General features: G+C 40.5%; 23 protein-coding genes and 1 other RNA gene. 15 read left to right on the forward strand and 9 right to left on the reverse strand.

The genetic code is table 11. From position 1 onward, the window contains the following. Positions 1–2: 2 nt before the first annotated feature. The 3 genes from accA (at position 3) to EXT43_RS07835 (ending at position 2,698) form a co-directional block, all read left to right on the forward strand. Positions 3–959, forward strand: coding sequence for an acetyl-CoA carboxylase carboxyl transferase subunit alpha (gene accA, locus EXT43_RS07825; protein WP_054553102.1), 957 nt, complete (start codon positions 3–5; stop codon positions 957–959). Between the two features lie 91 nt (positions 960–1,050). Further along, positions 1,051–2,361: a tRNA lysidine(34) synthetase TilS gene (gene tilS, locus EXT43_RS07830; RefSeq protein ID WP_130166724.1), complete on the forward strand. Its 1,311-nt coding sequence runs from the start codon at positions 1,051–1,053 to the stop codon at positions 2,359–2,361. After that, the gene (locus tag EXT43_RS07835; RefSeq protein ID WP_054562030.1) at positions 2,354–2,698 is read left to right on the forward strand and encodes a hypothetical protein; all 345 of its coding nucleotides are present in this window, start codon (positions 2,354–2,356) and stop codon (positions 2,696–2,698) included. Before tilS ends, EXT43_RS07835 begins: the two co-directional genes overlap by 8 nt. A 25-nt stretch (positions 2,699–2,723) precedes the next feature. On the opposite strand, the gene EXT43_RS07840 is transcribed toward EXT43_RS07835, so the two are convergent. Beyond that, the gene (locus EXT43_RS07840; protein WP_130166725.1) at positions 2,724–3,620 is read right to left on the reverse strand and encodes a GGDEF domain-containing protein; all 897 of its coding nucleotides are present in this window, start codon (positions 3,618–3,620) and stop codon (positions 2,724–2,726) included. Positions 3,621–3,759: 139 nt separating this feature from the next. Here EXT43_RS07840 and EXT43_RS07845 point away from each other — a divergent pair, with 139 nt between their 5' ends. Next, on the forward strand, positions 3,760–5,733 hold the full coding sequence (locus EXT43_RS07845) for a monovalent cation:proton antiporter family protein (protein WP_062566896.1): 1,974 nt from the start codon (positions 3,760–3,762) through the stop codon (positions 5,731–5,733). A 7-nt stretch (positions 5,734–5,740) separates the two neighbouring features. Here EXT43_RS07845 and EXT43_RS07850 read toward each other — a convergent pair whose 3' ends face one another. Further along, entirely contained in the window at positions 5,741–6,886 is a 1,146-nt protein-coding gene (locus EXT43_RS07850; RefSeq protein ID WP_054562027.1) for a patatin-like phospholipase family protein, read from the reverse strand. Between the two features lie 134 nt (positions 6,887–7,020). Between EXT43_RS07850 and EXT43_RS07855 the strand changes: the two genes are divergently transcribed. Together EXT43_RS07855 and ffs are read left to right on the forward strand one after the other, a co-directional pair. Beyond that, positions 7,021–7,884: a DUF3014 domain-containing protein gene (locus tag EXT43_RS07855; protein ID WP_130166726.1), complete on the forward strand. Its 864-nt coding sequence runs from the start codon at positions 7,021–7,023 to the stop codon at positions 7,882–7,884. A 136-nt stretch (positions 7,885–8,020) separates the two neighbouring features. Then, positions 8,021–8,117: signal recognition particle sRNA small type (gene ffs / locus EXT43_RS07860), an RNA gene on the forward strand. 497 nt (positions 8,118–8,614) lie between these two features. Here ffs and EXT43_RS07865 read toward each other — a convergent pair. From EXT43_RS07865 to EXT43_RS07880, 4 genes are all read right to left on the reverse strand, one after another. Next, positions 8,615–9,589, reverse strand: a complete 975-nt coding sequence (locus tag EXT43_RS07865) for a transposase (protein ID WP_062566919.1) — start codon at positions 9,587–9,589, stop codon at positions 8,615–8,617. Positions 9,590–9,816: 227 nt separating this feature from the next. Beyond that, positions 9,817–11,196, reverse strand: a complete 1,380-nt coding sequence (locus EXT43_RS07870; RefSeq protein WP_062566920.1) for an alpha-amylase family glycosyl hydrolase — start codon at positions 11,194–11,196, stop codon at positions 9,817–9,819. Positions 11,197–11,444: 248 nt separating this feature from the next. Continuing rightward, positions 11,445–11,645: a hypothetical protein gene (locus tag EXT43_RS07875; RefSeq protein WP_054564084.1), complete on the reverse strand. Its 201-nt coding sequence runs from the start codon at positions 11,643–11,645 to the stop codon at positions 11,445–11,447. Positions 11,646–11,871: 226 nt separating this feature from the next. Further along, positions 11,872–13,668, reverse strand: a complete 1,797-nt coding sequence (locus EXT43_RS07880; RefSeq protein WP_062566922.1) for an ATP-binding protein — start codon at positions 13,666–13,668, stop codon at positions 11,872–11,874. Between the two features lie 280 nt (positions 13,669–13,948). On the opposite strand from EXT43_RS07880, the gene EXT43_RS07885 reads away from it, so the two are divergent. The 5 genes from EXT43_RS07885 (at position 13,949) to EXT43_RS07905 (ending at position 17,211) form a co-directional block, all read left to right on the forward strand. Continuing rightward, the gene (locus tag EXT43_RS07885; protein ID WP_062566923.1) at positions 13,949–14,248 is read left to right on the forward strand and encodes a hypothetical protein; all 300 of its coding nucleotides are present in this window, start codon (positions 13,949–13,951) and stop codon (positions 14,246–14,248) included. 191 nt (positions 14,249–14,439) lie between these two features. Beyond that, the gene (locus EXT43_RS07890) at positions 14,440–15,285 is read left to right on the forward strand and encodes an HDOD domain-containing protein (protein ID WP_062566924.1); all 846 of its coding nucleotides are present in this window, start codon (positions 14,440–14,442) and stop codon (positions 15,283–15,285) included. A 155-nt stretch (positions 15,286–15,440) separates the two neighbouring features. Continuing rightward, the gene (locus EXT43_RS07895; protein WP_062566925.1) at positions 15,441–16,160 is read left to right on the forward strand and encodes an SIMPL domain-containing protein; all 720 of its coding nucleotides are present in this window, start codon (positions 15,441–15,443) and stop codon (positions 16,158–16,160) included. Between the two features lie 3 nt (positions 16,161–16,163). Beyond that, complete coding sequence (locus tag EXT43_RS07900) at positions 16,164–16,913, forward strand: hypothetical protein (protein WP_130166727.1); 750 nt, start codon at positions 16,164–16,166, stop codon at positions 16,911–16,913. A gap of 64 nt (positions 16,914–16,977) precedes the next feature. Next, positions 16,978–17,211, forward strand: coding sequence for a hypothetical protein (locus EXT43_RS07905; RefSeq protein ID WP_062566927.1), 234 nt, complete (start codon positions 16,978–16,980; stop codon positions 17,209–17,211). Here the strand turns inward: EXT43_RS07905 and EXT43_RS07910 are convergent. The 3 genes from EXT43_RS07910 to EXT43_RS07920 are packed head-to-tail and all read right to left on the reverse strand — an operon-like array spanning position 17,208 to position 21,193. Continuing rightward, complete coding sequence (locus EXT43_RS07910; protein WP_062566928.1) at positions 17,208–17,588, reverse strand: diacylglycerol kinase; 381 nt, start codon at positions 17,586–17,588, stop codon at positions 17,208–17,210. The two genes, EXT43_RS07905 and EXT43_RS07910, sit on opposite strands and share 4 nt — an antisense overlap. A gap of 20 nt (positions 17,589–17,608) precedes the next feature. Then, positions 17,609–19,234, reverse strand: a complete 1,626-nt coding sequence (locus EXT43_RS07915; RefSeq protein WP_332394045.1) for a phosphoethanolamine--lipid A transferase — start codon at positions 19,232–19,234, stop codon at positions 17,609–17,611. 15 nt (positions 19,235–19,249) lie between these two features. After that, a complete protein-coding gene (locus EXT43_RS07920; RefSeq protein ID WP_130166728.1) occupies positions 19,250–21,193 on the reverse strand; it encodes an LTA synthase family protein in 1,944 nt (647 codons plus the stop codon). Positions 21,194–21,379: 186 nt separating this feature from the next. Here EXT43_RS07920 and EXT43_RS07925 point away from each other — a divergent pair, with 186 nt between their 5' ends. From EXT43_RS07925 to EXT43_RS07940, 4 genes are all read left to right on the forward strand, one after another. Further along, complete coding sequence (locus EXT43_RS07925) at positions 21,380–22,054, forward strand: response regulator transcription factor (RefSeq protein WP_062566930.1); 675 nt, start codon at positions 21,380–21,382, stop codon at positions 22,052–22,054. Then, entirely contained in the window at positions 22,054–23,463 is a 1,410-nt protein-coding gene (locus EXT43_RS07930) for an ATP-binding protein (RefSeq protein ID WP_130166729.1), read from the forward strand. Before EXT43_RS07925 ends, EXT43_RS07930 begins: the two co-directional genes overlap by 1 nt. A gap of 75 nt (positions 23,464–23,538) precedes the next feature. Next, complete coding sequence (locus EXT43_RS07935; protein WP_054553751.1) at positions 23,539–23,727, forward strand: DUF3185 family protein; 189 nt, start codon at positions 23,539–23,541, stop codon at positions 23,725–23,727. A 66-nt stretch (positions 23,728–23,793) separates the two neighbouring features. Further along, complete coding sequence (locus EXT43_RS07940; RefSeq protein WP_130166730.1) at positions 23,794–25,968, forward strand: exonuclease domain-containing protein; 2,175 nt, start codon at positions 23,794–23,796, stop codon at positions 25,966–25,968. Positions 25,969–26,004 lie beyond the last annotated feature (36 nt).

A 26,004-nucleotide genomic window follows, 5' to 3' on the forward strand; every position in this document is an offset into this window, starting at 1 on the left:
GCATGAGCCTCAATTATCTTGATTTTGAGCTTCCAATCGCAGAATTAGAAGCAAAAATTGAAGAATTACAAAATGTAAGCCGCGCTGGCGAATTAGACCTTGGATTAGAAGAGGAAGTCAGTCGATTAAAAGAGAAAAGTGCTGAAATGAAAGAGAAAATTTTCTCTGAATTAGGTGCTTGGCAGGTTTCTCAGTTAGCCCGTCATCCGTTGCGTCCTTATACTCGTGATTACATCGAGCGCATTTTCACGGAATTTGACGAACTAGCAGGCGACCGTACTTTTGCTAACGACCCAGCTATTTTAGGTGGTGTTGCACGTTTTGAAGGTCAACCAGTGATGGTTATTGGCCAACAAAAAGGGCGTGACACGGCTGAAAAAATTAAACGCAACTTTGGTATGCCAAAGCCAGAAGGTTACCGTAAAGCATTACGCTTAATGGAAATGGCTGAGCGTTTCAAAATGCCAATCATGACATTTATCGACACTCCAGGTGCATACCCAGGTGTTGGCGCTGAAGAGCGTGGTCAAAGTGAAGCAATTGCGCGTAACCTTAAAGTTATGGCCGCGTTAAAAGTACCAACTATCTGTACTGTTATCGGTGAAGGTGGTTCTGGTGGGGCATTAGCAATTGGTGTGGGCGACCGCGTTAACATGTTGCAATACAGCACTTACTCTGTAATTTCACCAGAAGGTTGTGCATCAATCTTATGGAAAAGTGCAGACAAGGCACCATTAGCTGCAGAAGCCATGGGTGTAACAGCTGCACGTGTTAAAGAGCTTGATTTAATCAACAACGTAATTGATGAGCCACTTGGTGGCGCACATCGTAATTACGATGCGATGGCGCGTAACCTTAAAAACCAACTTAAGCGTGACCTAGCTGACTTACAAGGCCTTTCACTAGATGAAATGCTTGATCAGCGTTACAAACGTTTAATGTCGTTTGGCTATTGCTAAACACAGCTTAAAATTGAAAAAAGCCGCTTTTGCGGCTTTTTTTGTTTTATAATGCCGATAACACAGACGCTTGTATACTCATTGGTTTTTAATGCAAACATCAGATTTATACCACCATTTTTTAGCACAATTGCAGCCTTTGCTTAACGCTCAGCAAAGTTGCTTTAGCGTTGCCTTATCTGGCGGTGTTGATTCGGTTGTATTGTTACATTTAATGAAACAAGCTCAACAGCAACACTCTGAACTTAAGCTTGAAGCTGTGTATGTTAATCATGGTTTGAGCAAGTATGCTGATGAGTGGCAAGGATTTTGCCAATCGCTATGTGAAGAGCTCGATGTCGCATTTAAAGCGGTGCACGTTGAAATTTATGAGCGCTCGCGTACATCACTTGAGGCACAAGCAAGAGAAGCAAGATACCAAGCCCTCGACGAAAACTGTATATCAGATAGTGTAATACTGCTTGGTCAGCACTTAAATGATCAACTTGAGACCTTCTTACTTCGTCTAAAGCGTGGTTCTGGCTTGCAAGGCTTAGCATCAATGCCACAAACGCGATTGTTAGCGTCTGGGCGTGTATGTTTTAGACCGCTGATTAATATCACTCGTGAGCAAATTGAACAATTTGCCAGTGAATTTGCTATTACCCATATCACCGATGACTCAAATATTGATGAACGCTTTGACCGTAATTTTTTACGTCATCAGGTTCTGCCCATTTTAACGGAGCGTTTTCAAGGGTTTGAAAAAAGTGCAGCGCGCAGTATTCGGCTGTTACAAAAGCAGCAATCACTGCTCGATGAATATACTCAAAGCGACCTTACACACTGCCAAAATTCACAGGGTGGTTTAAGCTGCGAGGCAATTGCGGGGTTTAGTAAGCCCAGACAAGCAAACCTTGTACGTGCGTGGCTGAATCAGTTTACCCATCAATTACCTTCTGAGAATCAGCTACAGCAAATTATTGAACAAGGCTTAACAGCAAAAACTGATGCCCAGTTAAAAATTTGTTTGCAAAGCGGCGATGTTCGTCGGCATCAGCAACATTGGTACTTTGTAAAAGAGCAGGTAATACCTGAAGCGATGAATATTGCTTTACAAAGTTTTGAACTGACAGATGGCCGAAAACTAATAGTGAAAGCGGGCAAAGGCATTAGAAAACCAAAGCCCGATGAGCAAGTAAGGGTTGAATTTAATAAGCCACAAGCGCGTATAAAACCGTTGCATAAACCTGGTTCAAATACTTTAAAGCATTGGTTTAAAGATGCCAAAGTAGCTCCTTGGTTACGTGCGCAGACACCACTTATTTTTTATAACGATCAACTTGTGCAAGTAGTTGGCTACTTTATTAGTGAGCAGCACAGTGTTGAAGATGGAATTCTTTGGGAGACAATCTATGAGTGAACAACCACATGTTGGTTTATCACTAGTTAATAAGGCACCACTTGGCTTTGCGTTGTCGGTGCTAGTAGCTGTAGTTGCCGGTTTTGCTTATGCAGAGCTGACAATAAATACACTTTTTTATGCACTAGCTGGCGGCTTAGTTTGCTCATTATTGCTGCTAGGTTACTGGTCAGGCAAAGGCGGTATTTTCTTTATTCTGGGCGTTCTTACGCCGCTGGCTTTAGTGATGGTATCGCCCCTTACCACCATGGCTGCCTTGCTTTACTTATTAAGCGGCTTCTTCGCTGGTTTTTGGTTAGTATTACTTGGTTATAAATTTATAAACAAAAAAGCCTAGCGGGGGATGCTAGGCTTTTACTCAATTAGTAAGCTCTTGCGCAGTTTCTTCCTGCTGCTTTTGCCTTATAAAGGCCTTTGTCAGCACGGGCAAACACTTCGTTTTCGCAGTCTTGGTTATTGGCGAGCGTATAACCAATACTTGATGTTACATCATATTGAGCCATCAACCCTGAGTTAGCAACCAAACTCATAATGCGATCAGCAATCACTTTATTAGTGGTAAATTCAGGGTCGTCGATTAATAATGCAAATTCATCTCCACCAAAGCGGAAAATAGAGTCAGTGCCGCGCACACTAGTGCGTAATACATTAGCAAATTCTTGCAGTACATCATCGCCAATTTTATGACCAAAGTTATCGTTAACTTGTTTAAAGTTATCTAAATCAAGCAGCATTAAACTAAATGGACGATGCTGACGGCGGCAACGTTCTAGCTTTTGTGCCAAGCTGTCATTAAATTGACTACGATTATTTAAGCCTGTTAAAGCATCTTTAGTCGCTAAACGTAATACGCGGGTGTACATAAGCGCATTACGTAATGGGTAAACGAGTGCTGTATGAAGCTGCTTTAATTTTGCTTCAATCGCTTTACCCATAGGGAACTGACTAAAATAAATTAACTGCCCTAAGCGTTCACTTTCGATATCTAAATCAAAAGAGTACGGTGTTTGACTGGTATCGCTGCCAGCACTTTGTGACACTCCGAGTGCAGATTGGAACTGTAATCCAGATAAATTGATCAGTTGTTTTGCGTGTTCGGCAAAAATTGTCAAAATTTCTTCGATTGATAACGTAGTTTGTAACCTTGCGACCAAATCGTGTGGACTATTTGTTTCATTTATTCGGTAATGCTCTGCCGAAAACGGCAGAAACTCGCCTCGCGCAGACACCCGCTGCGTCAAAATATGGACATTTTCCATGATAATTCTCCCCCCGGAGTGTTTAGATACTCATACTTAGCGAGATTTGTGCCACATTTTTAAACTGGCTGAAAAACAGATGGTTGCTATATTTAAGGTAGGGTACAGCTTTATCATCAAGTAGAAGGGAGTTTATTGCTTGCAAAATGTGCTGATTCAAGTGTTTGGCTTGCTCGTCGCTGCCGTATTATTTGTTTGGTTCTTCAAACGAATTGGTTTACCACCTATTCTTGCTTATCTTGCCACCGGCGTGTTGGCGGGGAGTCATGGTATTGGCTGGATGGCGCAAAGCCACGAAATGCACTTTGTTGCCGAACTCGGCATTGTATTTTTACTGTTTAGTTTAGGGCTTGAGTTTTCATTGCCGCGTTTAATGGCAATGCGCAATATTGTGTTTGGTCTTGGCTCCTTACAGGTTGTGGTGACCAGCATTGTATTTATGCTGATTTTACTGCTGTTAGAGCACAGCCTTTTAAATAGTTTTACCATCGCCAGTTTAATGGCGCTGTCTTCAACGGCGGTGGTGGTTAAGTTACTTAAAGAATCAGGAGACTTAAACCAGCGCCGCGGCCAGTTGGCAATAGGGGTGTTGCTATTTCAAGATATTGCTGTTGTCCCTCTACTCATTGTTTATCCTTTACTAGCACAAAGTGGCTCTGAAGAAATTGCTGGAGCATTGGCTTTTGCACTTACTAAAGGCGCTTTAGTATGTATTTTATTGTTCGGCATAGGTAAATGGATTTTGCCTAAAGTGTTTAGCGAAATAGCGTTGGTAAGAACCGATGAGCTATTCATGCTAACGACTTTATTGGTTGCCTTGTTTGCCGCAGGCCTGACTTACCTATTTGGTTTATCGATGGCGTTAGGCGCCTTTTTAGCTGGTATGATGTTAGGTGAGAGTCATTATCGTCACCAACTAGAAGCAGATATTCGGCCGTTTCGCGATATATTGATGGGGCTCTTTTTTGTTACCGTCGGTATGCAGTTAGATGTGCTTTATGTACTTAATAGCTGGTACTGGATCATCGCAGTATTAATTGGCTTATTGCTATTTAAAATTGCGGTGCTCGCGATTTCCGCTCAAGTGATGGGTGAGCGCAAGCAAGATGCGGTTTCGGCGGGTATTATGCTTTGGCAAATGGGAGAATTTGGCTTTGTGTTAATTGCACTTGCTTCGCAGCATTTGCTGATAAGCTCAGAGCAAGCTTCGTTTTTAATTGCAGTTGGCGTACTTTCAATGGCACTAACGCCTTATCTTATTGAAAAAACACCGCTTATTCTTAAAAAACTTGGCCTTTTAAGCCATGCAGGGCAGTATTGGCAGCAGCCTGCGACAAGTAGCCCTTTATATCAAAATCATATTGTGATCTGTGGCTTTTCTCGTGTTGGGCAAACCGTAGCACGCTTTTTAAAACCAGAAGCTATTGAATACGTGGCGGTTGAAAGTAACCCTATCTTATTGCAAGAAGCAAAAGCGGCTGGTGAGCCAGTTATTTTTGGCCATGTAAATCAAAAAGATATTTTAAAATCAGCGGGTGTAGAGCGGGCAAGGCTAGTCATTATTACTTTTACTGATTTTGAGCAAACGCAAATTGTTGTTGATGCCATCAAGCAAATAGCTCCTGACGTGAAAATACTGGTACGGATGCGCGATGATACCGAAATGGAAACGCTTAAAGAGCTTGGTGTTACTGAGGTAGTGCCTGAAACACTCGAAGCAAGCCTAATGTTGGTTTCGCATGTACTTTATATGTCTGGTGTGCCGATGACACGGATCATACGCCGAGTAAGTAAAGAGCGGCGTAATCGTTATAAGTTTTTAAATGGCTTTTTCACTGGCGATAAACTCGATGGCGAAGAGGCAAGTTCAGATAGGCTTGAGTATTTACATGTTATAGCTCTGCCAGAACACGCTTATGCGGTTAATCAGAAAATTAGTGAGCTTAAACTTGAGCAGCGCCGTGTGTCGGTTAGAGCGCTGCGCCGACAAGACCGAGAAATTGACGCACCTTCATCACAAACTATTTTATTGGCAGGTGATATTTTAGTGTTACAAGGCAAGCCTCGCCGAGTAGAGCGGGTAGAGAGATTTTTACTCGACGGTATGGAGTAGCTATTAGCTACTCCAGTTCTAAGAATTTACGAATTTCAGGTAGCTTTTTAAGGCCATCTTGGTAGCCAATTTCAATAAGCTTTTGGGTATAACGTTTTTCAAACAGTAAGTAGCTCGTTAAACTCGATTGCGAACGTTTCTTCACGCCTATCATGCGTAGTAACAGTTTGATTGCCATAGGCATGTCATCATAAAACTGAGCTGCGATTGCATTAAAGTTTTGCGATGGGTTGATCACGCAAGTTTCGATTTGTTTTAACTCTTGGTGTTTGTCGCGGGCAGGTAACAGGCTTAGCGTGCGATTGATACGCTGTAAACGCTCTAAATCAGACTGTAGCGTGTCGGTAAATACGCTATCGAGTAAGTGACCAGCAATATTAGAAAGACCCGGGTAATGAGGCTGGTAACCCGGTGGGTGCAATTCTTTTGGTTCATCAACACCAATAATAAAGATTTTTTCAGCACCTAAGTGAACCGACGGACTCAGTGGCGAAAGTTGGTGAATAGAGCCGTCGCCAAAATAGTGGTTATAAACATTCACGCTCGGGAACACCATCGGAATAGCGCTCGATGCCATTAAGTGCTCAACATTAATGCGGGTTGCTTGCCCTTCACGCTTTGCTCTGCGCCACGGTTTTTGTGTCAGTGACTGAAAAAATGCGACAGAGTCACCAGTTGTATAGCTCGAAGCAGTAATCGACACTGCATCTAGGTAGTTTTTATGTAAATTTCGTTCGATACGCGATAAATCGAGTATTTCGTGCAGTAACTTTCTAAGCGGTTTATTATTCAGCAAACTCGCAGGTGGGTGATTAATATGTTCAGATTGAAAACTCGTAAGCATGTTGCGAGTAATATGCAAAAACACACTTAAAAAATCGCTTTTATAAACCTGAGAGGTCGAAAAATTCTTCCACACCCATTCGAGTTTTTTGCATGCTAAATGCGCACACGATGCATAACATGCTAATGCAGCGGAATTAATTGCGCCAGCTGATGTCCCATTAATAATAGTAAAGGGCAGCGGTGCTGTGCGAGGCATGCTTTGCGTTATCGCTTTAAGCACACCTACTTGATAAGCCGCTCGCGCGCCACCACCTGTTAGTAATAAAGCGATTTTAGAGTGTTGTGTTTTTTTTAACTTACTGCTCATGGTTGCATTTAAATAGTTGTGCGTCTTTACTTTATTTATCAACTGTAAGTCTTTAAGCTAGAAGAAGCAAAGATTAGCTCAAGGCTAAATGGTTTTTTCGTATTTTTATCTGTTTTATTTTTAAGGGAGTGTCTATGTCAGAGCATTCGTCAGAACCTGAAGTACAAAAGGGTTCATCAAATAACAACCTGATTTTTGCGGTGGTTGTGCTTATTCTTGTTGCTGGTGTGGCAGCGTTTATTTTATTGAAGCCTGAAGATAAACCAGTGCAAGTTGTTGAAGACATTGTTGCAGAAGAAGCGCCAGTTGTTGAGTATCAAGAGCCTGAACCAGAACCTGAAGTGACAGAGCCTGAGCCAGAACCAGTTGTAGTCGATACTGCTCCAGAGCGCACTCCAGAGCCAGTTCCAGAAGTTGAGCCACTACCAACGTTAAATGAAAGCGATGAAGTGGTTGTTGCTCGTATGGATGAGTTACTAAGTGACCAAGTGATGAGCTTAATGGTGACCGATGACCTTATTCGTCGTGGTGTTGTGTATGTTGATAACATCGCAAAAGGTAAAGTGGCATTAAGCCATGCACCTGTTGAGCGTCCTAAAGAGTCGTTTAAAGTTATTGAGGGCGACATTTTAACAATCGACCCAAATAGCTATGAGCGCTATACGCCGTACGTAAAATTATTTACCAGCCTTAGCGCTGCTCAAGTTATTCGTATGTACGATGAATACAAACCACTTATCAACGAAGCTTATGCAGAAATTGGCTACGAAGGTGATGCATTCACTGGCACGCTAGAAGAGGCAATTGACGTACTGCTTGATACGCCAGAGCCAAAAGGTGATATGCCACTTGTTCGCAACTCAGTTACGTATCAATATGCTTACTCTGAGTGGGAAAACCTACCTGATGCGCAAAAACAATTACTGCGTATGGGCCCAGAAAATATGAAAAAAGTGAAAGCTGCATTACGCAACATTAAAGCTAAACTTGAAAAGTAAGCGATAACCCCCTTAATTACAGTGCGATTGTATACCAAGTATGCAATCGCACTTTCTTTTTCGAATACCCCTTGAATAACAGGCTAAAAGTAGAGATAATCCCTCCCGCGCCAAACAAGGCCCTCAATGGTAGTCTTATTGGTCCTCTCGCAACACTAGCAGGTGAACCTGGTCAGGCCCGGAAGGGAGCAGCCACAGCGTGTGACGTGTGTGCCGAGATGCGGCTGGTAAGACTGCCACCCAAAATCTTCTTTGGGTGACTTTCCTCATATAAATTCTGTTTTAAAGCTTTCTTTAGAAACAATCTTTTATTCCTGTGTTAATTAAACTTAACTTTAAGTATGTTTATTCTCTAAGTTATCTAGACATCCACATTAACAATGTAAATTTCATCAATTTATCAAGACATCCATTTTATTTAGAATTATCAAGACACCCATATTAAAAATGTAAACTTCGTCGTTATGCACATGATTGAATTGAAGGAGACACAGCTGGTGAGGTACAGGTTACAAAAATTAAAAAGACACCCATTTTAGGCTACTTTAGTAGATTTTTTAATAGCTGACTTTAAATAAGGCTACCCAGTCGTTCTAAATTAATTTACTAAATTTATTTATAAATCGAATGTTCTTTTTACATGATGCTGTAGTTATTCTCTGACTAGTGCCAGATTTCGGGCAAGCTTAGTCCAAATGCAAGGCTACTCTAAATATTTTCGAGTTTCGGTTTAGGCAAATAGTGCTCGACTAGTGCTAATAGAGCTTCTTCGTTTTCGTTTCATGTGATTTGTATAAGCAGATATAGCCTGTTCTTTACCAGCCGTATTTTTAAATGAGCGTGTAAATGAGGTTGTGAGTGTAAGCCAGTTGTCAGTACAAATGTTTAATCTTTCAAGTATTGGTAAAGCATCTTCTGGGATTTTCCCTGGCTTATCTTGTCGTATTGAACGGCCTGTCCAATCTACAAGTTGCAGATATGTCTTGAGTTCAAATGGTAGTCCCTTAGGCATATGTTTACGAGGTTTACCTGCAAAGCGCATAAGTGATTTCGGTTGCTTATTATTTTGAGCTGCATTAATTCTAGATTTAATACTGGTGTAGTCAGATTGCTCAGGTAAATCAGCCGCTTTTGCTCTTACTGGGTTTAAATCAACATAAGCAAGGCATGCAGCAAGTGCAGCTTCATCGAGCAAGGCTTGCGATTTAAAGCGACCTTCCCAAAATCGTCCTTTACATTCATCCTCTAGATTCGCTTTTCGTGCAATACCCTCGTTAAGAACTCGCATAAACCAACTAATGCTGCTGAGCCTTTCTCTATATAAATTTACTCTGGCATTAATTGCAGCGAGCTCGGTTTGTGTTAGCAATTCGCCATTTAAGAATCGTTGGCATAGGAATGTACTTTTGAATAATTTGTGCCACCTAATTAGAATCGCTTTATTATTTAGACGCTTAGCTTTTGCTATATTGATGTGTAGGACTAGATGAGTGTGATTACTCATAACCGCGTAGGCACAAATATCAATACAAAATATCCGGCCAAGTTGAAGTAGTTTGTTTTCAACCCAACCCCGCCTATGTTCATATGAACGACCCGTCAGTGGGTCTTGCCCGCACAAATAAGCGCGACGAACGCAGCGTGAAATACAATGGTAGTAAGGCGTGTTTGAAACGCTAATTAAGTTTCTACGTGGGGTTGCCATGCTCTTCTCCTCCATGAGTTGAACAATTTAAGTTTAGTCATAATTTTGAGAAGTGAGAAATTTTAAGTTGGGTGTCTAGTTAGAGGTTTTTTTATAGGTTTAACTCTGTGAAGTAATAGAAATTAATATGGGTGTCTTGTTAGTAAAGTAATTAATTGATTATTAGACCCCATATTTTAATTATGGGATCAAATTTGGTTACTGGGGGAGTAAGTTAAGGCGGTGAGCTATTCTACAAACACTCTAAATCCCCATGCTGGAATTGTAAGTTCTGTTGTTTGAGTAAATTCCATTGCCTGTTTTGAAAAAGCATCTGTGTATTTACCTAAAAACAATGGCTCGTTAAAGTTAACTGTTTGAGGCTCTTTCGATAGGTTGAACACAGCAAATACTTTATCGTTGCCTTTTGCTCGAACAAAGCTAAGTACCTGTTTTGGTGCGGTGTTTGGTACATGCACCATGCGGCCGCCAAATTGGCCATTCCACAGTGCTTCATTATTATGTTTGAGTGTAAATAATGATTGATATAAATCACCGATAGGGTGCTTTTGCCATTTGATTGGGTCTCGTTCGAAAAAAGCGAGGCGTTTATCGTTACCTGCTTCTTGACCGTTATAAATCATCGGGAAGCCTTCACCAACGACAGATAATGCAATAACGGCTTCAAGTGCATCGCCATAGTTTTCGAACATAGTGCCTTCCCATGCATTTGTGTCATGGTTGGCAACACCCACTAGGCGATAAGCTTCTTCTGGAAATGCACTTTCGTTCCATGAGTAATAAACGAAGAGGGCGCTAACATCAGCATGACCTTTTACAATTTTATGCATGTGCTCAGACCATGACCAGGCGTAAGTCATATCAAAGGCTTCGGCATGTAAATCGCGAGACTCCCACTCAGCAAGCATTAAAACAGGCTTTATGTCATCAAGCTCACGGCGGACGTTATTCCAAAAGTCTACGGGCACAAAGCCTGCCACATCACAGCGATAGCCATCAATACCGACTTCTTTTACCCAGTACTTCATTGACTCTGTCATGTACTCACGTAGAGCAGGTTTTGAATAATCAAAATCAATAATGTCAGACCAGTCCCACCATGGTGTCGGTCTAAATTGGCCTTTGTAGTCTCGGTCGTACCAATCGGGATGTTCAAATCGAAGCCAGTTATCCCAAGCACTGTGATTTGCTACCCAATCTAAAATGACATACATCCCCATATCATGGGCTTTGTTCACAAAGGCTTTAAGGTCTTCAAGTGTGCCAAACTCAGGGTTTACTTTACGGTAATCTTTTACAGAATAAGGGCTGCCTAAACTGCCTTTTCGGTTTTCTTCACCAATCGGGTTTATGGGCATAAGCCAAATAATATCAACGCCTAACTCTTTCAAGCGTGGCAATTGCTGCTGTGCTGCATTAAAGGTGCCTTCTTTGGTGAATTGGCGAGTATTGAGTTGATACATCACCGCATTTTTTGACCACTCTGGGTGAGTCAGTTTTACGTAGGGTTTGGGCTCATAGGCACTGTTTGAAGTTTTAGTGTGTGTACATGCAGTAGTTAGGCTTAGTAATAAAATAAGCAAACTTTTGGTTAGCAATGAATTCATATCAGGCCTTGTTGTCGAATAAAGGTGTTGCATGAAAAAACAACACTTCGACTAAATATATACCCTGAGCTAATATTTACAATTAAATGCATACGTATTCACAGCGTGGTTACATAATCGATTAAGTAGCAATATTACGCTTAATTATATTTGGATGGGGGCTAAATACTTAAAGGATTAAATAGGATGTGAGGGAGTATGTAAAACGACAGCAAGAAAAAGCTAAGCTGTCGTTTAAATATGCCGAGCTAGGCTGAAATCATAAAAGTAGATTTACTGGCATCCCAGCTGATCAGTTTTTTAATTTCTAGCTCTTTTATAATGGTTAGTAATTCAGAGTCACTTAGGCAGCAGCCTTGTTTTAGTTTATCGAGTGATATCTCTTTATTACGGCTATGAAGCTTAGAGGCCAACATAATACGGTAGATTAATTTTGACTTACGGTTCATAACGCATCTCCTCCACATTTTTGTTGATAGCATTTTAGTTGCTACTTGGTTTTATAATTTGGTCTAATGTGTACTGATGATTTTTTCGACTATGAGGGATCTTTTTAGCCAAGTCAATTAATATTGGATAAAAATTATACGATTTTGAATCAGCAGGAGAAACGTAGAAGTGAAGTTGTAAGTCATTGAAAATAAAGTGGAGATAAAACTTTTCTGCTTGGGAAGCCTAGTCTATGAGCTCGTCACGGCTAACCGCAATCACATCATGCAGCGCTTTAAATAGTAAATGTTTTTCAATGGGTTTGCCTACGTGGCCATTAAAACCACAATTCATGTATTCGATGATATTTTCTTTCATCACGTTGGCAGTCAAGGCAATAACAGGCACCTCTTTATCAATACTACGAATATGTGAGCAGGCTTCTATTCCCCCCATTGTGGGCATTTGTATATCCATTAAAACTAAAATGGGGTTGAGTTGTTTAAATAGCTCGACTGCTTCGGCACCATCTTTTGCAAAGTGAAGGTCAGCGTTGGTTTCTGCAAGCATTGACTTGATGATCATGGTATTGAGTGGGTTATCTTCAGCAATCAACAGTGTTTTAGCCGATAAGTCAGGTGCAGTCACATCGGTAAAGCTATCATGTAAGTGTTGCTTTTCAGATACTTTGAGCGGTAAATAAACGGTGAAATGGGTGCCTTTACCGAGCGCGCTGTCAACATCAATAGTGCCGTTCATGCGGTTAATAAGATTCGCGGTGATCGACATTCCTAATCCTGTCCCGCCAAAACGCCGCGTTATGCTGTTATCGGCTTGCTGAAAACGGTTAAACAGGTGCATTAAACCCTCTTTGCTCATACCAATGCCGGTATCAATCACTTCTATCTCAACACCTTGCTTTTGGTTTTGGCTTTGCAAAGACTTATTTATTTTTACTTGCACGCCACCTTGCTCGGTAAATTTAACGGCGTTAGAAACCAGGTTTAAAATAATTTGCCGAACTCGAACTGGGTCTCCTATCCATAAATCTTCAACGTCATCGTCTATATCTATGTTTAAATCAATTGCTTTTTCGTTACAAAGCGGCAGAAAATCAGAATTGATTGACTCAACGACCTTCGACATCGAAAAGTCCACCTGTTCAATCGAAAGCTCGTTCGCCTCCATTTTCGAAAAATCTAAAATATCGTTGATAATGGTAAGGAGTGATCGACAAGAAAACAGCGCCTTAGAAACAACTTCTATATTCTTCGGTTTTTGAATATTTGGTTGCAAAACCTGCAACAGCCCCATAATGCCATTAAGTGGGGTGCGTATTTCATGGCTCATATTGGCTAAAAATTCTGATTTTATTCTCGCTCCTTCTACCGCACGCTCAGTGAGCTCAATCTGTTGTTTATAAGAGTTAGAAAGCTTTCTAAAGTAAATAAGCAATATGCTGGTGAGCAATATAATCGTTAATACATGCACGATGTAAGCAATTTGGAAGTTTTCATCAATGGCGATGCTTTTATCTTTAAGTATGAAGTTTACATGTTGCTCGAACGCGGCAAGTGCCTTTAGTGCTGCTTTGTCATCTACCTTTACTGTAGAGTCTATTTGCTCGCTTGTTGCGCCATCGGCAATCATCGTTAAAACAATATTGACTTTACTTTCATACTCAATAACCGTTTTTTTAACGTCAGTAAGTGCAGTTTTGTCGTATTCTTTGATTGCGCCAAGCTTGGCAAGGATCTCTTTTATTTCGGTGAGTTCACTTTCAATGGGCGGAAGATACAGTTCTGTATTTTTTCTAAGCACTAGGTTTTTAAAATGGTGAATAAAGCCACCATAACCAAGTCTTTGAATGAGCTTGTCGTGAAGTACATAAACGTGTGCGGCGGTTTTTGAATAGTCATGCCATTGTGAGTCGACATTTTTGTAAAAGAATAATGAGGTAATGGTGAGTGACGTTACTAATGCAATCACGATAATTGCATTCACTTTCAACTTGTTTTTAGTTTGCTGCAACGCTTTTGTCATCTGTTTACCGCACCTATCTAGCTGTTAATTTAAGCATAGCGCATTTTTATTTGTTCACATAAGAAAGGCTTATATCAGAATGACTTTTTGTGAGGATAATAAAAAACCTTAACAACTAAGGTAAAAATAACTTAGAGCGAATAATTAAGTTTTTTTATAAAAAAGTTTGAAATCAATTGCACTGTACTTTTTTCGCACTTGCTGTATCTTAAGTTGGTACGCAATTTTTATGATTTAATTGAGTGTAAGCCACACTCATTTGTTAGGTGGAGAAAAGGATATGCACGCGCAAACAGTCAAAGAATCAATAGCAACTATTCAATCGGGTGTCGCAAAAGCGGATGGTAAGCTTTTAGTTACTGAGCAAGAGATTGTTTTTGAACCGTTTAATAAAGAGTTAGGCTTAGGTCCATACACGCTTCCACGAGCGCACATCAATAACGTTGATAAGTGTTCAGGTAAAGGCGCGGGTATTTTGCCAATCACAGCAGATGGAATTCGTATTACTTTAAATAACAACGATGTATTTGAGTTCATTTTAGCAAACCCTGATGAGTGGCTAAGCGTACTTGCTCACTAAGTAAATCCTTCAAAAAGACGGCATATTATTATAGCAACCTGCCATAATGTGCCGTGTTAGCTTTTTACTAATTAATTTCCTTTCTTCGCAACACATTGATCTCAAACAATACTAAGGCAAAGTTCTTAGGGTATTTTACCCATCTAAACTATTAAATTGCTCGTTGCTTATTAACGGAGGCTCTTGGGCAAATGATCAACTTAGATGAACAACGCCTAGTTTCGCTTGAACGCGGTTTTCATATTCCACCTAAACCTGAACTATTGAGCCAAATTGCCGATGAAGTGCAAAAATCGGATGCAAGCTTAGATAAAATAGCTCAGCTAATATCAAGAGACATCAGTCTTTCAGCTTTATTATTAAAAACAATAAACAGCCCGGTGTTTGGCTTACAACGCACCATTAGTGATATACGCCAAGCGGCGATGTTTTTAGGGTTAGATCAGCTTAACCAGTTGGTAACTTTGGCGCTGCTTAAGCAAAATTTTAAAGGCAATGCCTGTATTAGCCTAGAGCGCTTTTGGGATGAGTCGGTTGAAGTTGCGAATGCCTGTGTGCAGCTTGGTAACAGTTATAAGTCATTAATGCCAGTGGACGAGCTTTATTCATTAGGGCTTTTTCATAATGTCGGTATTGCGGCTATGGCATTAAAATTTAAAGACTATGTTGAGGTTCTCAAGCAAGCAAATTTAGCTAAAGAGTATGCGATTACCGACCTAGAACAAGCACGTTATCAGTGCGACCATGCGGTGATTGGCTATTTTATCTCGGTATCTTGGCACCTACCTAAGCCACTTTGTCACGTTATTTTAAATCATCATAACACGCACTTTTTAGAGCAAAACAATGATGAACAACAACGTATGGCGTACGCCATCTTAAAATGTGCAGAAAGTGCTGTAGACTATGCCCGTCACCAACAATATTCAAGCGAGTGGTTTAAGATTAAAGAGCTGTGCTTTGCAGAGCTGGGTATTGTTGACCAAGATTTTGCCGATATGGTCGAAGATTACGTCGACAATGCGATGGCAAGTTAAAGCCGATTAGTTTTTATTTCCTATCATCTTAACTTCGATGAGTTTGCGAGTGGTGAGTTATCATCACTCGCTTTTTTTACATCGAAAGAAAGTATGCATTACTATACTTTCCTGCTGTAGCAAGGCATCATAACTTTTTCTAGGGAGAGGTTACGATGCTTAAATTGCTGTTACCATTAGTTTTATGTTCAAGTTCTGCGATGGCTGCAACAAGTCTGCCGGATAATCGTCATATTGTTGTTAAAGGTGAGGCAGTTGTGCGTACAGCCCCCGATAGGGCTGACATCACGTTAGAGTTTGAAGCGGTAAAAGCTGAAAGCGTGCAGGCTAAGCAGCAAGTCGATGCGCAAGTTAATGAACTCCTGGCGGGCTTAAATAATTTCTCTATAGACGAGAAAAGTATCTCTGCGGGGCGGATATTTTTAGAGCCCAATATGCGCTATGACGAAAACGATAACCAAGTTAAAGATGGCTTTCGAGCCACGCGCAAGGTCAAAGTCAGCCTTAAAAAACTCTCCCTTCTGGACGGCTTTTTAAACTTTGCGCTTAAAGTGGGTGTCAATCAAATCGAGCAAATTCAACTTTTATCAACCAAAGCCTCAGATTACGAGCAAGCCGCTCTTGATAAAGCAGTTGCGAATGCCAAACAGCAGGGAAGTAGCCTTGCAAGCGCATTCGAAGCGAAACTTGGTCGGGTGTATAGTATTCAATCGCAAGAGATAGGTAGTCACTTTGGCTATGGTAGCAATACAAATATTGAACGAATCATGGTCACGGGCTCACGTATTAATACAGTCCCAGAAGGTAAGTATTTACAAGAATCGATTACCTTCAGAGCAAGTGTCAATGTTGTGTTTGATTTGGTGGTCGAGTAATTAATGAGATTTTTTAAGTACTGTGTTTATCTATTCCTTTTGTTGATGGCATTCAGTGGTCTTGCCGCAACAAAGCACATAAATATTGTCAAACCTGTGGTTGCGGCATTTAAGGCAGGTGATAAAGCTGCCATTGCTAAGCGAGTGCATTATCCACTGCAGCGCAAAGAGCCGCTGCAAGCAATTGAAAATGAGCAAATGCTTATAGAAAACTTTGAGCAAATTTTTGATAAAGAGTTTGTCGAAAAAATCGTGAACTCAAATATTCGCCATGATTGGGAGATGATGGGGTGGCGCGGCATCATGTTTGATTCAGGCAAATTGTGGTTAGACTTTGATGGCTCTATTTGGGCTGTGCCTTATGAATCAGAGGCAGAAAAAGCACGACGTGAAGCATTGATTGACGAGCAAAAACAAGCATTACATAAAAGCCTCCGTGAATTTATAAAGCCGATATTAACGTGGCAAACAAAACAGCATTTAATTCGTATCGATGAACTGGCTGATAATCAGTACCGTTATGCAGCATGGGGGATTGATCAATCTATGCAAGATGAGCCAAGCCTTGTGATCACAGGGGGCACATTAAGCTTTGATGGCAGTGGAGGGAATCATTTTTATACCTTTACTAACAATGGCTATCGTTATGTCTGTCATGTGATAGTGCTTGGCACTGAACACTCACCGCCGGGGCTTTTAGAGGTATTTAGAAATAATGTACAGATATTGTCTGAGCCTGTTTTAGCTTTTTAGGTTGTTTTTCTTATTTTGTACTACACTTCTTCTTTCTAAGGAGCCTCGTTTAAAGGAGTAAGTTGTGAGTACAAAATTTTGGATACTAAGAACCACTAAAGTTTTTACGTTAGTGGCTATTTTATTATTTATGGTGGAAATTCTAAAAGGTCACGAGACAATGGGCGCGTTAGGCTTTGCGCTACTTTGGTCTTTTATTGCCACGGCCATTTTTATCGCAACCCGTTTATATCATTCATCAAAAGGGCGCCACTGTGCACTTTGTAATGACACCCCTGATGATAAAAAAGCGAGTTAGCTTAGGTTATTAACAAACACGCCGCCCCATACCAACGCACAAATCGTTAAAGCAATCAGTACGGCTGCGGATCCTAAGTCTTTAGCTAGGCCTGATAATGGATGAATTTCAAGGCCTATTCGGTCAATGGCGGCTTCAATTGCCGTATTGACGACTTCAGCAAACATCACAAATAGCACTGATACAAGCAGCATAATTTTCTCATACAGACTAATCTGCCATACAAAAACCACCGCTATGGCAAGCACCAACATTACCAGCTCTTGTTTAAAAGCAGACTCATGCTTTGCTAACCACGTGAATGCTCGTTGGGAGTTTTTGAATGCAAGGCGAATACGTTTAATGCCAATGGGTTTGTTAGTGCTATCAAATTGCATAGTATGAAATCTCTATTTCGTTAGCTTTGTGTTGAGCAAGCATTAAAGATATCTTGCTCTGGGTGATATTCAGTGCTTTGTACATGGGTTAAGCCTAGTAGGGTGTCAAAAATGTTATCGTGCGAAAAAGCATGGTTACGCTGCTGTTCGATACATTGATTAAAGCGGGTATCGGCTAGTTTATTACTCCAAAACAGCATAGGCACTTGGGTTTGCTCTTTAGGCGCTAACGCATACGGGAAGCCATGTAAGTACAAGCCTTTTTCACCCAGTGATTCACCGTGATCAGAAACATACAGTAGGGCTTTGTCATCCGCCTGACTGCTTTGCAGTAAATTAATAAGTTTACTCAGCACTAGGTCGGTATAAGCAATGGTATTATCATAGGTGTTTGTGAGTTGCTCACTGCTACAATTTTGGATATCGCTACGTGGGCAATCAGGCAAAAATTTACTGTCTTTTTCTGGATAGCGGCGATAGTAGGTTGGCCCGTGTGAACCAATCATATGTAATACCAATAGTTGGTGTTTCGCATCACTTTTGGCAAGCTTTGCAGCTAATTCTTCAACCAGTACTTCATCAAAACAATAGCGTCCGTCACAAAGTGGGTTGCTCTTTGTTGGTTCTACCGTTTCTGAGTTTACCCGCACACAAACCCCTTTACAGCTGCTATTGTTATCAATCCACGTTACTTCTACACCACTTCGTTGAATGATATCTAGGGCATTTTCTTGGCTTTGCGCGATGCGCGAATCATAGTGATTGCGGTCTAAGCGCGAGAACATGCAAGGTACAGAAATGGCCGTTGCGGTGCCACATGAACTAACATCACTGAAATATTTAACGCCAAGTTTAGGGGTATATTGATTAGTTGGCTTGTCGTAACCTTGCAGTGAGAAATTTGCTGCACGCGCTGTTTCACCTACCACCATAATCGTCAGTGAACTTTGTTGCTTAGCTAATAGGTGCGGTGTTTTATCTAAGACTTTAAATGGTAAAGGTGGATAAAAATAATTATCGCGCAGGTACTTATAGCCCGCAGTATAAAATGCAAAGGGGGTAATGTAGCTGGTTAATTGACGATTATTACGCCCTACAGAGGCGTAATCTTTATAAAAAGGAACGGCAATAACAGCTACAGCAATAAACGCTGTAACGTTAAGAAGCGCAAAGCTTTTAAGACGAACACGAAAGTTTCCGACAATTTCAAAGCGAGAAAACAAGTAAGCAGGCAGTACGCCTAGCACAGTAATAAAAGCGATAACTTGTACATTAAGGTATGAAAAAGCCTCACCTGAATTTGTCTCTAAGATATTTTGCAGCATGCTTTTATCAAAGATAACACCGTAATTTAAGGTTGCATAAAACAACAACGATGAAACCACGACGCTTGTTAAAAGCACGGGTTTAACAAAGGTGATTAGCGATAACCAACTTAACACCATTGCCGTCAGTGCTAATAAGAAAAACGGTACGCTTGCTATAAATAACCAATTGATATGTTCAGGTTTGCTGGCTGCTTCAAGCATGTTAAATAAAAACAGGCCATTAAATGCAATAACCAAGTACAACGACACCAGCCAGACAAATTGGCTGTAGCTAACGTGCCATTTTTTAGTAAAGAGTTGTTTAATTTGCATGCTCATAATCATTCCTCATCGCTACGATTTATTTGGTAAGCGATACAACTGTTCGGTATAAGCTAAATTGCTAAATAAGACGTGTGCTAAGGCTTTTTTGGCAAGCTCAACGCTGCTATCTGTGTTATCGATGGCAACTTGCGTTTTACTTGTAGAGTCATAGCGCCAATAGCTCACTTTTTGGTTTGGCATCAGGATCACGGCTTCACCATTTTCTACGTAAGCAAAGTTGTCGTAGTACTGCATCATGGCGCGCTCAACAGGGTATTGTTGTGTTAAATCATAACCAAGCATGGGGGTTGCTTGCTCAACGCCTAATAACGACAACAAAGTAACAGGTAAATCAATTTGGCTGACTAAGCGAGTATCGCGCTTTGCATCCATATCACTATTTAGGATCACAGCAGGGATGTGAAAAGATTTAAGCGGCACAGGCTCTGAGCCAAACACGCGCACATCATGATCTGCAACCACTAAAAAGACGGTGTCTTGCCAGTAATCTTGCGTTTTTGCTTTTGCGATGAATTTACCGAGTGCATAGTCAGCATATTTAATTGCTAGATCGCGTTTGTAGTTTTCTGGGTCGTGGCCTTCAGGCAGTGTTACTTTACCCTCTGGAATATCGAATGGGTCGTGGTTACTTGAGGTAAACACAAGGCTGAAAAATGGTTTGCTTGATTTATTTAGCTCACTTAGCTCTATATCAGCTTGATTAAACAAGTCTTCGTCACTTACTCCCCAAGATGAGATAAACTCTGGGCTTTGTATGTCATTAATATCGACAATATCGCTAAAGCCATTGCCTAAGAAAAAGCTTTTCATGTTATCGAAATGACTTTCACCGCCGTAGATAAATTGGGTGGTATAACCGGTGCGGGCTAATACATCAGCAAGAGAGAAAAAGTTACGCTGAGATTTAGAAAGTTTGACCACCGAGCGCGAAGGTGATGGGGGAAACCCGGTTGTTACCGCTTCAATCCCTCGAACAGAGCGTGTGCCAGTGGCGTATAAGTTATCAAACCCCCAGCCTTGTTGATAAAGCTTATCTAGTTCAGGAGTCACACCTATGCCACCTAGTTCGCCAACAAAGCGTGCACCTAAGCTTTCTTCTAAAATGATCACTAAATTCTTTTGTTTGCCTGTGTTAAAAGGTGTGTTGTTGGCAAGGGTAGGGATTTTCTCAGTGATAAACTGCTGTTTATAGGCTGCTTGCTTTACTGTTTGTAAAATCTCATCACGTGGCATGGTACCGTATAAACTACTGGCATTTTTTTCATTGCCCATACTCTTAATAGCAAAGGCAACACTGTAAGTTGAATTAAGTGCCAAGGAGTTAATCAGTGAGTCACTTGAAAAGTACACTAATGCAGGGTTTAACGGGCGATGGCTTGCAGTGCCTCTTGCGCTAATTAAGCAAACTAATAAAGTAGTAACGAGTATCACCACTTGGCTAACCGTTTTAGCATTTTGCTGTTTGCTAAATGCTGCATTTATAAAACGATACGCAAACACACAACTAATCGTTGCAATAATTAAGGTGCTTATCATGGCAAATAGGTGGCCATGTAATAGCATAGAAAAGACTTCTTGAGGGTAGTCTAGGTATTCGACAAATAAACGATTTGGTCGTACATCGTATTGGGTAATGAACGCGGGGGTCGAAGCCTCTACAACCACGATTAAAGTCACAACTATACTGCTATAAAGAGTAAAAACATGCTGAAAAAAAGCAGTTTTGCTGCGCAAAAGTACATCAGCGACTAACATTAAAACAGCCAAGGCTGACAAGTAGCCTAAGCTGCTTAAGTCGACTCTTAAGCCTCCTAATAAAACGGCTAGGCTATCGCCATCAGCTAACCTTTGGTGTTGCCATACAAGCAAGGCTATTCTCGACAGTATAAATACTGACATTAAAATTAATGAAAAACGGAACAAAGGTTTTAAAACAGAAAGTTTTGTTGTCATAGTCGTACTTACTTAATCGAAACTACGGCAATACTAGGAATCGAAACTTAAGAAATCCTTATGGTAATCTTAATATTTTCTAAACTAGAAAAACTTCAGTAAATCTTAAGTGAATCTTAAGTGAATCTTAAGATTTAAAGCGTAAGCTGATGACGCTAAAGCGGTTTTTATCTAAATGAGTAACATATGAAATTGTTGATTATAGAAGATTCGGTGTCATTAAGACGTAGTCTACGAATTGGCCTTGAGAACCTAGGTTTTACTATTGATGAAACCGGCGATGGCGCTGAAGGGTTGAGTATGGCAATGACAGGTGAGTACGAATTAATCATACTCGACATTATGTTACCCAGTATTGATGGCATTACGTTATTACAAACCATAAGAGCAAAGCAGCTCGACGTGCGTGTACTTATTTTATCTGCCAAACAAGAACCAGAAGACAGAGTGAAAGGGCTACTCACCGGGGCCGATGATTACCTGACCAAACCATTTTCGTTTGATGAGCTGCATGCAAGGTTGTTAAATTTAATGCGTCGCGGCGGCCTGAAAACAATCAGTGATGTGATCCGCATTGATAACTTGGCTTTAAATTTACAATTAAAACTTTTGCAAGTTAACGACACCGTTATCGATTTAACCCCTAACGAATATAAAATAGTTGAGTGCTTGTTTAGTAATCAAAACAAAGTGATCACAGCTGAAAAGTTAAGTACCTATATTGCTGGGCAATATGACTTAGTTTCGAAAAACTCCATTGAAGCGCACCTATCATCAGCGCGTAAAAAGGTGAGGGCAGCAGGTGGCGAGTTACCTATTCAAACAAAGCGTGGTTTTGGTTATATCATTCAAGGAAAATAATGAAATCAATTCGCAGTAAGTTAGTAACCACATTATCGATTACTATAACTGGGCTAGTGCTGAGTATTTTAGTTGCTACCGATATCGCCGTTGATAGTTGGATTGATAACGAATTTAATCGTGGTTTGAAATCAAAAGCTGGCATGCTTATGTCATTGATTGATATTGACGAAGAAGAAATTGATTTTGATTTTTCAGGGCAATTCATGCCTGAGTTTTCTGGCAGTACAGAAACTGAGTATTTTCAAATTTGGTCGCAGTCTGGGGTTTTTGCGCGTTCAGAAAGCTTGCACCTTTTCTCACAAAAGAACCTACCTCTAGAGAAAATAAAGCTTGGAGAGACAAAAATCATCAATACCGAGTTACCTGATGGTCGCAATGGGCGGGTTATTTATACTCGCTTTATACCGCCTTTAGACCTAGACGATGATGAAGACTTTATTGAAGGCGTTAACACCTCTTTGCAACAACCCATAACCTTAGCTTATGCGGCTTCATCAGAAGAAGTTGACTTTGTTTTATGGCTGATCGACGTTATTTTTGTTGTCTCTACTGTGTCAGTAATCGTATTCATTCGTCTATTTGTGCGTAAATCGGTCGACAGTTCTTTAGCGCCGCTGAATAAACTAAACCGGGATATTAGCCAGCTCAGTATAGCTGATAAAAATGCAGTGATAACAATAAAAGAGCCTGTTAAAGAGCTGCAACCCATTGTTGATAGCTTAAATGCCTTTATACGGGAAAACCGCCAGCTTTATTTTCGTGAAAGACGCTTAACCTCGGATATCGCTCATGAGTTAAAAACGCCTATAGCTGAGCTTATTAATATGGCTGAAGTGGCCATTCGTTTTCCAAATGAAAAAGAGTTTGAGGCAGACTTTAAACCCGAAGTGCTAAAAATTAGCCAGCGTTTAAAGAGTATTGTGTCGAACTTATTACTACTGCATAAGTACAGTGATGAAGCACTCCCAAAGCAAGATGCATGCGATTTAAATCAGGTTATTTTACGTACCTTAGAAAAACATGATTTAGAGCGAATTAAGTTTGAGTTTCAAGATGATATTCCTGCCATTGTCAGTAATTTATTTGCACTTGAATCAATCATCACCAACCTTGTAAATAACGCAAAGCAATATAGCCCCGACAAGAGTGATGTAACTGTAAGTACGCTACTGACGAAAGAGGATAAGCTGCAATTCTCTGTTAAAAATGAATTAAAAGTACCTTTAACAGAAGACGATTTGAGCCAGTTATTTGATCCACTCTGGCAAAAAGACAGTGCCAGAACCTCTAATGATAACTTTGGGTTAGGCTTATCTATTGCCAAAGCGTTAAGTAAAGCAATTGACGCTGAACTTCAGGTGTCGTTAAGTGGGCAAAACATAACCTTTAGTTTGATTATTTCTTAATGCTTTGCAGGCGTTTAATATGTGTGCAACACTGAGGTTATCAAAAAGAAATTAATAACAATAAGGAACAACACGATGGGAAAAATTATAGGTATTGCTTTAATCGTTATTGGTGTGGCGCTAGCTGTATGGGGATATAACGTTTATGACTCTGCAAGTGCGCAAATTAGCCGCACGTTTAGTGGTGATACACCAATTGAAGCTTGGCTCGGTATGGTCGGGGGCGCAATTTGCGCAATTGTGGGTATTTTAAAAGTTAAATAACCGCAAACATTGAAATCAATTAGCTAATACCTGATACTGTATTTATATACAGTATCAGGTTTGGCTATGAAAACACAACTACCAGCAAAATATTATTTAAGTCACTTCTTTGAGCTTGCTGAATTTATTCAATCTCAGTGCAGGCATCTGCTTGTAGAAGAGCAGCAGTTATTTCTTGAAAAACTCCTTCAGCTTGATGAGCAAAGTTTATGTACTTTGCTACGTATTTTTTCTCGAAAGCCAAAAATCGTTGCTTTGTCATCATTAAATTATGAAGAGATCCCTAATCTGCACGGTGCTATTTTTAAGCTAAAGCAGCAAGGGCTGGTGGCACATCCTAGCAGCGATGAATTAGATCTATTGCTTGAGCATTTAACCAAACCAACCCTGTTAACCTTATTAGCAAATGATGAGTTAATGGCGACTTATCCTGATTACAAAAAGTCAGCCAGTAAACAGCGCTTGACCCAACTGTGTAAAGAGCATATTGATCGTAACCACAGTGAATTAGTGGCGTTGTTTAGTCAGTTCGTGGTCAATAGCCGTGGTCAGTATTATGAATACTTCGAGTTTTTACATAGCGGTCGGCTAAGTGGTGGTGATATAAATCATCAAAATCGTTTTGTGATGCGTGATTTAGGAATTGCAAAAGTACGTGGTGATGTTAATGAGAGCATATCGCGTTTTCAAACACTAGCCGAAGCACAAACGCATTATCAATTAAATAAGCTGCGAATGCAGTTCAAAGAAAGCGAGTCAGAATCTCAGTATCAGAACTTAGCCCAAGCACTTTTAGCCATTAGCTCTGAAGATGAATTAGCCCAGAGTATCAAAAACAAATTACTGATCCGCTTATATAAGCAGCTTAAAGAGCATGACTTAGCATTTGCATTTGAATTACTTGAGCACTGTGAAGGTAGCAGTGAAGCGCAAGAGCTAGCAATTCGCCAGCGTTACAAACAAGGTGATAAAACCTGGGTAGAACAAAAGCTTGAACAAGTTATTCTAGACCCACTAGATGATGGCATTTTGTATTTTGCAGAGGACTTTTTACAGCGTAAATATAATAAGCAACAACGCTCACGCCTAACACAAATGCTCATTGATACAGAGCATCAATTAGAGGTTGATGATATTTATCGTGGCGATGTAGAGCAAGGAGTGTGTGAGCATTATCAACAGCTTGGTAATACGGTATTTTTTACCGAGAATAATCTTTGGCTGAGCTTCTTTACCTTAACGTTTTGGCAAGAACTCTTTATAGAGACCCCGCACCCGCCGTGTAATGAATTTGACCTTTATCCAAAGGTGTTGCTGGCTGATTGTTTTTACACAGTGCAACAAACACAAATTGAGCAAAAGCTTGCCAAATTCACTAGTAATGAAGCCTTATATAAATATGTTTGCAAAAACGTAGGGCAGTTTTATGAAGCCCACAATAGCGTGTTCGTGTGGCACAGCGACATGTTAGAGCCGCTAGAGGTATTAATAAAACACAGCCCGCTTACAAATTTAAAAGCGCATTTACTACAAATGACAAAAACCTTTAAGCAGCTCAAAGATGGCTATCCAGACTTGATGGTGCTTAAAGGGGATAAGCTCACCTTTGAAGAAGTGAAAGCCCCTGGCGACAAACTAAGACGCAACCAACTTGTCAGTATTGAGGTATTAAAGCAACATGGCTTTGCAGTGAATATCGTTGCGGTAAATTGGTTTAATGATCCGAATCGTATTTATAGTGTGGTGGATATAGAAACCACCGGTGGCGTACAAGGTAATAATAAAATTACTGAAATAGCCGTTGTGCAGTTACAAGCGGGCGAAGTAATCAACCAATGGGCGAGTTTAATCAATCCTGAGCGCAGTATACCTGCTTTTATCACCAAGTTAACGGGGATAAACGCCGCTATGGTTCGTGATGCGCCGCGCTTTGAAGAGGTTGCTGATACACTGCGCTCACTATTAAAAGGCAGCGTATTTGTTGCCCATAATGTGAATTTTGATTACGGCTTTATTCGCAAAGAATACAGTGCAATCGGGCAGGGCTTTAAAATGCCAAAGCTATGTACCGTAGTTGAATCACGCAAGGCATTTCCAAAGCTTAAGTCATATTCGCTCGGTAACTTAGCGGCACATTTTGAATTGAATTTAACGAATCATCATAGAGCGTTAGCTGATGCAACTGCCACAGCAGAACTGTTAAATCTGATTCAACAAACACAATCAAAAAAGGCGAGTTAAACTCGCCTTTTAAACTTAACCTGCCCCATTCTAAAT

Source organism: Pseudoalteromonas sp. CO109Y, assembly GCF_004208935.1.
Taxonomy (GTDB): Bacteria; Pseudomonadota; Gammaproteobacteria; order Enterobacterales; family Alteromonadaceae; genus Pseudoalteromonas; species Pseudoalteromonas shioyasakiensis.

Excerpts from the sequence above, each read along its gene's own strand:
- accA (WP_054553102.1), top strand. The coding sequence starts at position 3 with ATGAGCCTCAATTATCTTGATTTTGAGCTTCCAATCGCAGAATTAGAA.
- tilS (WP_130166724.1), top strand. The coding sequence starts at position 1,051 with ATGCAAACATCAGATTTATACCACCATTTTTTAGCACAATTGCAGCCT.
- EXT43_RS07835 (WP_054562030.1), top strand. The coding sequence starts at position 2,354 with ATGAGTGAACAACCACATGTTGGTTTATCACTAGTTAATAAGGCACCA.
- EXT43_RS07840 (WP_130166725.1), bottom strand. The coding sequence starts at position 3,620 with ATGGAAAATGTCCATATTTTGACGCAGCGGGTGTCTGCGCGAGGCGAG.
- EXT43_RS07850 (WP_054562027.1), bottom strand. The coding sequence starts at position 6,886 with ATGAGCAGTAAGTTAAAAAAAACACAACACTCTAAAATCGCTTTATTA.
- EXT43_RS07855 (WP_130166726.1), top strand. The coding sequence starts at position 7,021 with ATGTCAGAGCATTCGTCAGAACCTGAAGTACAAAAGGGTTCATCAAAT.
- EXT43_RS07865 (WP_062566919.1), bottom strand. The coding sequence starts at position 9,589 with ATGGCAACCCCACGTAGAAACTTAATTAGCGTTTCAAACACGCCTTAC.
- EXT43_RS07870 (WP_062566920.1), bottom strand. The coding sequence starts at position 11,196 with ATGAATTCATTGCTAACCAAAAGTTTGCTTATTTTATTACTAAGCCTA.
- EXT43_RS07875 (WP_054564084.1), bottom strand. The coding sequence starts at position 11,645 with ATGAACCGTAAGTCAAAATTAATCTACCGTATTATGTTGGCCTCTAAG.
- EXT43_RS07880 (WP_062566922.1), bottom strand. The coding sequence starts at position 13,668 with ATGACAAAAGCGTTGCAGCAAACTAAAAACAAGTTGAAAGTGAATGCA.
- EXT43_RS07885 (WP_062566923.1), top strand. The coding sequence starts at position 13,949 with ATGCACGCGCAAACAGTCAAAGAATCAATAGCAACTATTCAATCGGGT.
- EXT43_RS07890 (WP_062566924.1), top strand. The coding sequence starts at position 14,440 with ATGATCAACTTAGATGAACAACGCCTAGTTTCGCTTGAACGCGGTTTT.
- EXT43_RS07895 (WP_062566925.1), top strand. The coding sequence starts at position 15,441 with ATGCTTAAATTGCTGTTACCATTAGTTTTATGTTCAAGTTCTGCGATG.
- EXT43_RS07900 (WP_130166727.1), top strand. The coding sequence starts at position 16,164 with ATGAGATTTTTTAAGTACTGTGTTTATCTATTCCTTTTGTTGATGGCA.
- EXT43_RS07910 (WP_062566928.1), bottom strand. The coding sequence starts at position 17,588 with ATGCAATTTGATAGCACTAACAAACCCATTGGCATTAAACGTATTCGC.
- EXT43_RS07915 (WP_332394045.1), bottom strand. The coding sequence starts at position 19,234 with ATGAGCATGCAAATTAAACAACTCTTTACTAAAAAATGGCACGTTAGC.
- EXT43_RS07920 (WP_130166728.1), bottom strand. The coding sequence starts at position 21,193 with ATGACAACAAAACTTTCTGTTTTAAAACCTTTGTTCCGTTTTTCATTA.
- EXT43_RS07925 (WP_062566930.1), top strand. The coding sequence starts at position 21,380 with ATGAAATTGTTGATTATAGAAGATTCGGTGTCATTAAGACGTAGTCTA.
- EXT43_RS07930 (WP_130166729.1), top strand. The coding sequence starts at position 22,054 with ATGAAATCAATTCGCAGTAAGTTAGTAACCACATTATCGATTACTATA.
- EXT43_RS07935 (WP_054553751.1), top strand. The coding sequence starts at position 23,539 with ATGGGAAAAATTATAGGTATTGCTTTAATCGTTATTGGTGTGGCGCTA.
- EXT43_RS07940 (WP_130166730.1), top strand. The coding sequence starts at position 23,794 with ATGAAAACACAACTACCAGCAAAATATTATTTAAGTCACTTCTTTGAG.